This window comes from Anaplasma phagocytophilum, from assembly GCF_023476575.1.
In the GTDB taxonomy this organism is placed as follows: Bacteria; Pseudomonadota; Alphaproteobacteria; order Rickettsiales; family Anaplasmataceae; genus Anaplasma; species Anaplasma phagocytophilum_A.
Map to the genome: position 1 here is coordinate 1 of NZ_JAHLEX010000042.1, position 9516 is coordinate 9516.

Here is a 9516-nt window from a genome sequence, read left to right on the forward strand (position 1 = left end):
TGAACACGTGAGTTTTTTGCATCTTCCTGACCAAGACCCTGCCCTCAGTGGGTGCTAAACATATGTGAATCCACCTGCTATATAATACTGAACTCTATATGGTACAAAAAATGTGAACGTTGGAAACGTGTTATTCCATTCGTACGGCTATACTTTTCTGAGCACTTTCAGTATATAAACTTCTATAGCCACTACTACAAAACTCCATATCTGGTGCAAAGACGCTAGATACAATGGTACCCCATGCACCAAAGTGGCTACACCAAACAAAAATTGCAGCATGATACCAAAACACAGCATCCATGACTCTTTCAAACGCATAAGCAGAGGTATAGCCCCCGCACTCAACAACACAATAGTAGCAAACAGCCGGTGTAGAAACTGTACAACAACTTCGTTGTATAAAAATTTGCTTGTTAATAGCTCTCCAGAAAGTATTTGGCTCGGAATTATGTCTCCATCCATCAGAGGAAAAGTGTTGAAGATAAGGCCAGCATCTAAGCCAGCCACTAACGCACCTAAGACCATCTGCAACCCTGTTATAACAAGCATGAATATAGCAAAAACATATTTGCCATATGTCACTTTATGTACCGCAACTACACCTCTACTTTCTAAAAAGCTATGCCATAGCAGAGAAAACAGTACAATTGTAAGAAATAAGTGTGCTGCTAGCCTGAAATGGCTCACATAAGGTACATCTACCAGACCACTCTTTACCATAAACCAGCCTATTGCACCCTGTAATGCCCCTAATAATGCTACTATACCAAGTCGCGCAGCCAAGGCTCCTTTGATTTGCCTTTTTACTGCAAAATAAAGCATAGGTACGAAGAATATAATGCCGAGAATCCTACCCAGTAATCTATGCACATACTCTGTCATGTATATGCGCTTGAAGTCACTCAGTGAGATTCCGGAGTTAATGTAGAGATACTCCGGGGTTTTTGCGTATTTTTCCTTTTCCCGAACCCAATCTACGTCACTAATTGGAGGCAGCACGCCAGTTACAGGGCGCCATTCAGTAATAGATAATCCAGAATTTGTCAGACGCGTCACACCCCCAACAAAAACCATAAGAAGGACCATGATGCAACAAGTACCTAACCATGTTGCAATGTGTGATGTGCGCATAGCTACTGCCTTTAAAACCGAAATTATAACTCCGTCCCTGTATCTCTCACAACAAAACAGTCGTTTAACCTAGTAAACCATGTCCATGAAATGTAGCCTTACTTCTCCTTTTACCAATATATATGCTGCACTATCCGGGTTTTTATAACCGCGAAATTAGAACCAGTAGTTAGAAATTTCTCAATTTTGTACCCATACAATTTTGTGCCTATATATAGGCAGGTCATATGCTCACCAAGCCGGTGGTATCTGTGGAAATTGTTATTGACATTTTCATACACTAGTGTTAGCTGTGGTGGTTGCATGAATGGTCTGGAGTTGAAGATGGGGAGAGTGTTCTGCCTATTGAGTCTGGTGGTGTTGGTAGCAAGTTTCCCTTTAATCAGTCGCTGGGTCTCTGGGGTTAAGAACCAGAATCAACAGGAAATCGAGGCCATGATAGAGGAGTATATATATAAGAATCCTCATAAGGTCGTGAGCGCTTTGAGCAAAGGACAGGTTGCAATGAATAAAGCTGAGATGCGTAAGAGAGTGTTGGAGAACAAGGATCTTCTTGAGGATGCCTCTTATCCCCTGTTTGGTAACAAGAAAGGGGAAGTGTTCTTAGTAGAGTTCTTCGATTATTCGTGTGGATATTGTCGCACAATGCTTCCTCACATTAAGGAGATTTTGGCTGATGGTCGGGTAGGAGTGATGTTTAGGGATCTTCCTTTATTGGGAGAAGCTTCTATGCTTGCGGCACGAGCTGCTCTTGCCGTGCATTTTATCAACCCTGAAAAGTACATCGACTTTTACTATGCTGCTCTGGTTCACAATAAGATGTTTAGCGAGGCTGAGATAGCAGAGATTGTAGAGTCCATTGGGATATCATGGGAAGAGTTGGAGAGGTCTTTGGTTCAGAATGACGAAAGAATTTCTAAGATGTTGGCCGATACCAAGGCTCTAGCTACAAACCTCAATGTCAGTGGTACGCCCACTGTTGTAGTAGGTGATTCTGTGTTTGTAGGGGCAAGTGATCTTCAGTCACTTCGTGACATGATCCAAAATGCAATTGATGCAAAGAATAAATAACTTGTAGAGTTTCTGTTGTATCAAAATCAGGTAATCTGCAGTTAGTTCGTGGCATGATACGAAAAGTACAATAGATAAAAAGAAATGACTGGTAAAGTTGCTATTGTATATCGAAATCAGGTTATCTCCTGTCACTCCTTGGATGATCCAAAAGTGTAATGGGTGTTAAAAAATAAATATTCAGTAGAGTTGATATAGAAGAACCAAAGTTAAGGGATATGTAGCGACTTCTTGAGATGATCAAAAGTGCCATGGATAGAGAAAGTTGTTTCATGAGTCAAAAGCGGGTTGTCCTCAGTTACATATCCGAAGTGTGAAGAGGCATAAAAATGGGCCACTGCTGGAGTTTCTCTGCGAGCAAAATGCAGAACTAGCAAGTTTTGGAACATACCCAAATCTTTGCGGAGTTTCGACACATAACGCTTGCACCCAAAATACCATCCCCGTGGCCTTTTTTTTGGGGGGGTGTACGGTGAACTATCGGCTCTCTGCCATCAGTGCTTTAAGATATTCCGTAATGTGGCTTATGCTGATTTCTTCCTGTTTTCCTGTTAGCATATGTTTACAAGATATTGCGTCACGGTTTACCTCTTCATCTCCTAGAATCAGTGCAATATCAGCTTTCTGTCTATCTGCCCGTTTCATGCCCGTTTTTAATCTGGTTACTGCGTCGCAAATTACTTGGATGCCGGATAAAGTCCGTCTAATCTCATAAGCGATACGCATTGCATGACTTACGACTTCCTCACAAATCGGCAAAATAAACACACAGAACTTTCGTGTCCTAGAATAGCTCATCAATGCTGCAAGTCTTTCCACCCCACCAGCAAATCCTATTGCGTGTACATTTTCACCGCCCATAGCTGCTACAAGATTGTCGTATCTACCACCAGCAATTATCGCATCCTGTGACCCCAGGCTTGATGTTTTATACTCAAAAACGGTGCCTGTATAGTAGTCCAACCCCCTCACCAACTTGCTATTAACTGCATATGGTATACCCAAATTCGCGAGATGGTCTTTCAATCCTTCAAAGGAAGCTCTAGTCTCAGCATCGTAAAAATCCTCGATTGAAGGTGCAGTACTGAGTATTTCTTTATCAGTAGTTTCTTTCGAATCTAGAATTCTAAGAGGATTAGTCTGCAATCTTCTCCTACTATCCTCAGAAAGCTCAGAGCGATATTTCTCAAAAAAACTAAGTAAGCTAGCCCGATACGCGTTCATGCACTCACTACTTCCCAGGGAATTTATTTCTAGAGTAACATCACAGTGCAACCCAAACACTTCCAGAACACAATATGCTAGAGAGATAATTTCAGCTTCAACCTGGCTTCCGCTTACACCAAAACACTCATAATTTATTTGGTGAAACTGTCTCTGCCGACACTTCTGCGGTCGTTCATAGCGAAACACTGGCCCCGCCGTGAATAGTCGCGCAGGAGGCTGAATTTTTTCGCTCAACAATAACCGCACAACTGCAGCAGTAAATTCTGGGCGCAACGCAAGGACATCCCCGCCACGATCCGCAAAAGTATACATTTCCTTGCCGATAACGTCTGTAGAATCCCCCAAAGTTTTGCAAAAAACCTCTTGGAATTCAAATATAGGAGTCTGCACAGGCAGAAAACCAAAGCGCTCTCCAATTTCTTGAGCAACATTTTGTATATGGAATAATTTGTAATATTCTTCAGAAAGTAAGTCCTTTGTACCTCGCACCGGTTGAAATCCACCTACTTTCATATTTTCCTATCCCCAAACTTGTTTTTATGATGTCCCGAAGACAGAAAATGTGTACATTTTTTTTGCAAAATTATCTACCAAATTGGTACAATGCTGCAAAGTAAGAGGAACACGATGGAAAATACACAAGAGGTTCTATATGAGGGTAAGTCCAAGATTATTCTGCGCTACCCGGAAAATGAAAGGGCAGTGATACAGCGTTTTAAGGATACTCTTACAGCGTTCAATGCACAAAGAAGAAGTGAGCTACAGGGAAAAAGTGCACTAACAAACAGAATAAGTTCTCTTCTGATGGAACACCTTGAAGCAAGTGGTATACGTACACACTTTTTGTCATTTTTGAATGAGAACGAACAGTTGGTACGCAAGTTAAACATGATTCCTCTAGAGGTGGTAGCTAGAAATATCGCAGCTGGAAGCATGTGTAAAAAGTTCGGGATTCCTAAGGGTAACGCCTTGGCTGCACCTATAGTGGAGTTCTATTATAAAAACGACGGACTGTCGGACCCGATGATAGCGGAGGATCATGCAATTTGCTTTGGTCTTGCTTCAAAAAGCGAGCTCGCACGCATGCGAGAAATAGCACTGCAAGCTAATAAGATTCTTAGTGTACTCTTTTCCGAAGTTAAAATATTACTCGTAGATTTTAAACTGGAATTTGGTAGAGATCCGCATGCTGAGCAGGGAATTGTTCTAGGAGACGAAATTAGCCCTGATACCTGTAGGCTTTGGGATGCATCTACCCTTACGGTGCTGGACAAAGATCTGTACAGGTTCGACATAGGCAACATTGCGGAAGGGTACCAGGAAGTTTTACAAAGGCTAGAACAGTACTTTAAAAGCAAATAAAAGACCAATCTGCTCTAAGTTTTAAGGCGGTATTGCGTGATAATCCAGAAAGTATAGCAGTATACACGTAGTTTTTGCGTTCCCTATCTAACATTACTGACACTGGATGTGCACAGTGTTGTATCACAACGGCTTACTCAGCTTTGAGGCAGAAAGTCCCTGTGCTATAACTTTGCAACTAGGAGGCTCAAGCCGCTTTACTCGCGTGCTACGGTACGAGAGGGCTTATAACAGCACGCATTCTCCGGCAAACACTATTATCTCTGCCCTCGTTAGAATTGCGAGATTATAACTACCTCTCACGTGGTGCGTGCATCTGTATATCATATACATCATCATTTAGTAAATTTTTTAAAATTTATTGACTTTTATCCAAAATGCAGTGCCTACTCTGAGCAATACGTAAAGATTTTTACCAATACAGTGCGTATTGTTTTGAGTTGAGGTATGATATGGGACAAGCTGAAGCAACGCGTATCAGTATACTAGAGCATGCGCGCCTTTTAAATTTTTATATGCTAGAGGAAGTATTTAAGCTCTCTCGGCATGTATCAGCAACCTGCACAGAGGAGACTATATTATCCGTAAAAGAAGAAATAGAGAGTGCATATTCTGCTTTAAGTGTTGAAGTGGTATGTCATGAGAAGGAATATTACCACGGAGCTCTCAAAGCTCTAGAAGCTATTAGAGTACTCATTTTCATCAGTAAGACAAGAATGCATGGGAATGATGTGTCCACATCCACGTATAGTGATCTGAATGCTATAGCTTCCTCTCAGTTGTTGATCACAACCGAAAAACTTCGTGACGTGCTGTACATACTAATGGAGACTCTAAAGCCGGTTAGAAAAAGGTTTTTTACTAACAGCGATCTCGGAGAATGCGTAGGAAGAGTTAGAAAAACCGTGCTTAGCAACCTGACAAAAATTTGTCTTCCTAACATGGCTGTGTATTATCCCCTTATGACGCTTTTGGAGAAGATACCATACGTTCTAACTGTTGGTGAACGTGCTATGTGGTTGCGGATCTTAATAAGGTTCTCTCATGAAGCCGTGGTGTCACGTAAATTGTTCAACGATAGTCATTTGCTACACAAGTGTCTCACACTCTTAAAAAACGTAAGAAACGCCTTACTGAAGAGAAGTCGTATAGCCGCTGCTGGGAGCGTACTGGAACCGGAAATGAACCCAGAATACATCAATATTCTACACACTGAAATCTTGCGAATCACATCAAAAGCGCTTCATTTCCATAAATTGTACTATCCAACTTTATCCGATCAGGTAAAACGTCTTGTAATCTTAGGAGAGGAAATTGAGCACTTGGAGTATTATCAAAACCACCAGCTTCTTATCTTCCAAACTACACAGCATCGCCTTGTTGCGCTACTTGATGAATTTCTGACTCATAGTGCTCACTACGAAACGCAGCGTGCCTGCAACTCTACCGCTGCTCTGGGAGAGCTACCGGCAATCTTGAATGACGTTCTGAGTAGAATATCTCAAGCTGCATGTTCAATCCAAGAACTACAAAATACTGCTGATATTCCTAAACAGCTCAAATTACTTGGAATAACACGTCCTTTACAAATTGATCTAATAAACAGACGCATGGATCCTGCTATGCTTACTGAAGCGCTAGCTGTTACTCAGGAGTTTCATGATGGTCTAAAATACATCCTAGGCCACGTTCATTACTTGGACCGACTAGTGCTACGTGATTTCAAAAAAATAATAACAAGAACAACTGGAATACAAACAAAGACACCTGAAGTGTGGCATATGAGAACTGAAAAAAAATCACCCACAGCAAGCTTGGTTGAGGAATATGTAAATATTGTACTTAGCTCGATGCGTTATACCTTTTTACCACGTCGCGTAGGTGATCCTCCTCAAGACACTATGCTAAACGTCTACGTATCTCTACTCACAAATGCTTTAGCATTTAACAGCAGGTATTTGGGCGTAGAAAATACTCATGTGAACAGTAAGAATATATGTGAGTTTCAGTCATACTTTGCGACAAAGAAATTGAGTTCAAGGGGAGAGTTTTTGCATTTCTATGATGAACTGGAGCTCATTATAGTACAGAATGTTTTAACAGCGCCTGTCATAGCTGAAAGTGACGCCTTAATATCTTCGGAGATGGGGCCTAGTGGGATCAGTATGCCTATACCCGTGTACTCAGATGCATGGGCGAACAATACATCTAGTATCAGTGCAATTGCGGAAAACAGACAGAAAGACATCTTAAAACCTCACGCTGAAATGGTATATAAATCAGCGAATGAGGCTGGCAATACCAAAGGATTGCAGCAGCACCAGAGCACACTTACTAATTGCACAAAAACATCACCTAAAATGAAAAAAAATTGCACCTTACTTCAAAAGCAGTACATTATGGACACGGGTAAGAGCAATGTGGGTGTACGTGCACTTGAAAACTTTATCCATAGCTTTTTTGCACACGTACCTGACTCAGCAATACACAATACTTCTCATAGCACCAGTAGTGCATTAACAAGAAGTGAGGAGTCTCTTGTGTCTCCGCCGCTAATTTTGAGAGCGCCCATCGTAATAGCCTCTAATTACCTATCACAATACCAGAACTCATTTCTACAACGTCACCACGGCCCTACTTTATCCACTCCTCCAAACCATAGTTATTGCCCTGTACATATTACAGATAGGCTTCCTTCCGTGCACCTAATGCAGAATTATAACATGTCACATATAGTCAAGCATTCAAGTACGCACGCGTGCCGTACATTGTCCGTACAACATGCACACAGCAAGAATAGTTTGCAGCAGCATGAGGCTATTACTTTGGCATCCGAACAAGGGGTTAGAATGCCGCTACCTAGTGTCTTACGACCATTGCTGACACCTAGTAGTGATCATAGATCAATCGCAACGCATACTCATTATACGCATGGATCTAATGCTTACGGACCTCGTTTTCTCACTTTGCCATACAATAGCAGTAACTTATACCCAGGCTATCATGGTACATATGTTCGCTATGCTGCAGCAAGCCCCCTGTACATGGGGCATTCAGTAAAATGCAATGAGTCTGTGGCCCGGAATATTGAACAGGTAAGCAGCAATGCAGGATGTGGACATAACTCAACTGCAAGAGGCAAAACTCTCAAAAAAGAACAGAAAAAAAGGGAAATCAAAGCTAACATATCACCTTATGAACGCAATTTTTTTAAAAACTCGCATGCTACTATAGTTCCCAAACCTTTTTCTAACAAAAAGGATATATATACCTCTTGCATGACCTCTCTAGATTCAGCCACACCTGTCCCTATTGAGACTATAGCCAACCACTCATTTGCTGGCATACAACCCGTAACTAACACCACTTCTTACTATCTTGGAGAGAGCATATTGGCCAAAAGAGGTACTTTAGCTGAGAAAAGGTATAACAAACGTGCACGAGGTACGGCTCTGCACCTTGAGAAAACACAAGGTGGAGCACACTCACCATTACATTATCTCAGCAATGCACAAGAAAGCGACATAAAGAAACTGGGTCAGAACAACACTCCTGCGACAGTGGCACATACTTTTGGGCCTTCTTCTCTAGTACATGATGTATCCACGCAATGCGTGGCGATGACAGAATGGAACACTAAGATCTGCATAGATAACTCCTGTCAAAAAATTTCCGGACTTGTTTTAGCTAATAAACATGTGTCAGATGATATAATTTCAGAAATCCTCGAGGACGAGCCAGATCAACTTCTTGATCTTAGTGTAAGGGGGGCAAAAAGTTACTTAATAGGCAGCTTAGAAGCGATAAATCTTGAGGCATCATGCAGTGCTGCCTCATTATCAGAACCTTCGGCAGATACTGTGAGCAGTGATCTCAAGCAATGTGTTACTACTGGCCCAGAGGCTATAGAAGCAGCAGGACAGCAGAAACATGGTACTTAATTTATATGTATAGTTGCTTCAGTGTGTCTAGCTACAAGATAGAAGAGGTGCCTATAGCAAGATCCCCGCCATGTACAGTGCTCGGATCCTGATCGCAAATGGACATGTGCTCTTGCTTCGAGCTATAGGATAAAGAAATTATAGCGTGTTTTGAGCGTTTCTAGCAACGTCTTAGACTAGACAGCTATGATGAGTATCTACCCCCAGCTGTCGCGTTTTTGAATTCTGATGCATTTATTAGCGGTATAGTTATCAGGTGTCAGAACAAGAGGGACAATACTTTTACAGGCTTGAGTTTTGTGCGAAACGCGTAGACTGCAAGATATGCTATCACATAGATTTGATATGCAACACTTGGCAACATATGCTTAAAACATGCATAACGCCCAAAGTTGACCAAGCACAAGCGGTAGAAACTCACCTGGGGTCCTTATGAAGTCAGAAGAAAGCACACTAATTTCTCAACAACGTAAGGTCATTACCCTTATTCTGAAATGATATCCTAGATATCTTATTCTGGTATAAACCAGGGGCCTGATAATAGCACCCAAAGTCTAATATATTAGATTACTGTAACGTACTTCCACGGCACTGACTCTATGTCCAATCTACTACTCCTAAGATAACAATGCTAGATATGGAGATACGAATCTTTCAACAACCTCACCCCCTTCAATAGTTTTAGCAAGTAATCCTGCTACTATGGTTTTTTCTTCAGGAGTGAGTTCCTTGACTAGGTCTTTAGCTACGGCTGTGGCGTTACTATTAGGTGCACTTACTA

General features: G+C 41.6%; 5 protein-coding genes and 1 pseudogene. 3 read left to right on the plus strand and 3 right to left on the minus strand.

Annotated elements, in window-relative coordinates:
* Positions 1-147 precede the first annotated feature (147 nt).
* Positions 148-1077 carry a COX15/CtaA family protein gene (locus KPX09_RS02915; protein ID WP_249548904.1) on the minus strand — a complete coding sequence of 310 codons (930 nt, stop codon included), beginning with the start codon at positions 1075-1077 and terminating at the stop codon, positions 148-150.
* Between the two features lie 360 nt (positions 1078-1437).
* On the opposite strand from KPX09_RS02915, the gene KPX09_RS02920 reads away from it, so the two are divergent.
* Positions 1438-2205 carry a DsbA family protein gene (locus KPX09_RS02920; RefSeq protein WP_249548905.1) on the plus strand — a complete coding sequence of 256 codons (768 nt, stop codon included), beginning with the start codon at positions 1438-1440 and terminating at the stop codon, positions 2203-2205.
* Positions 2206-2682: 477 nt separating this feature from the next.
* Here KPX09_RS02920 and hisS read toward each other — a convergent pair whose 3' ends face one another.
* Positions 2683-3945, minus strand: coding sequence for a histidine--tRNA ligase (hisS, locus tag KPX09_RS02925; protein WP_249548907.1), 1263 nt, complete (start codon positions 3943-3945; stop codon positions 2683-2685).
* A 114-nt stretch (positions 3946-4059) separates the two neighbouring features.
* On the opposite strand from hisS, the gene purC reads away from it, so the two are divergent.
* Both purC and KPX09_RS02935 read left to right on the plus strand, forming a co-directional pair.
* Positions 4060-4794: a phosphoribosylaminoimidazolesuccinocarboxamide synthase gene (gene purC / locus KPX09_RS02930; protein WP_249548908.1), complete on the plus strand. Its 735-nt coding sequence runs from the start codon at positions 4060-4062 to the stop codon at positions 4792-4794.
* A gap of 452 nt (positions 4795-5246) precedes the next feature.
* Positions 5247-8735, plus strand: coding sequence for a hypothetical protein (locus KPX09_RS02935; RefSeq protein WP_249548910.1), 3489 nt, complete (start codon positions 5247-5249; stop codon positions 8733-8735).
* Positions 8736-9388: 653 nt separating this feature from the next.
* Here the strand turns inward: KPX09_RS02935 and KPX09_RS05790 are convergent.
* Positions 9389-9516 (minus strand): annotated as a pseudogene (locus KPX09_RS05790) (P44/Msp2 family outer membrane protein); the annotation flags it as partial.

Excerpts from the sequence above, each read along its gene's own strand:
- purC (WP_249548908.1), top strand. The coding sequence starts at position 4,060 with ATGGAAAATACACAAGAGGTTCTATATGAGGGTAAGTCCAAGATTATT.
- KPX09_RS02915 (WP_249548904.1), bottom strand. The coding sequence starts at position 1,077 with ATGGTTTTTGTTGGGGGTGTGACGCGTCTGACAAATTCTGGATTATCT.
- KPX09_RS02935 (WP_249548910.1), top strand. The coding sequence starts at position 5,247 with ATGGGACAAGCTGAAGCAACGCGTATCAGTATACTAGAGCATGCGCGC.
- hisS (WP_249548907.1), bottom strand. The coding sequence starts at position 3,945 with ATGAAAGTAGGTGGATTTCAACCGGTGCGAGGTACAAAGGACTTACTT.
- KPX09_RS02920 (WP_249548905.1), top strand. The coding sequence starts at position 1,438 with ATGAATGGTCTGGAGTTGAAGATGGGGAGAGTGTTCTGCCTATTGAGT.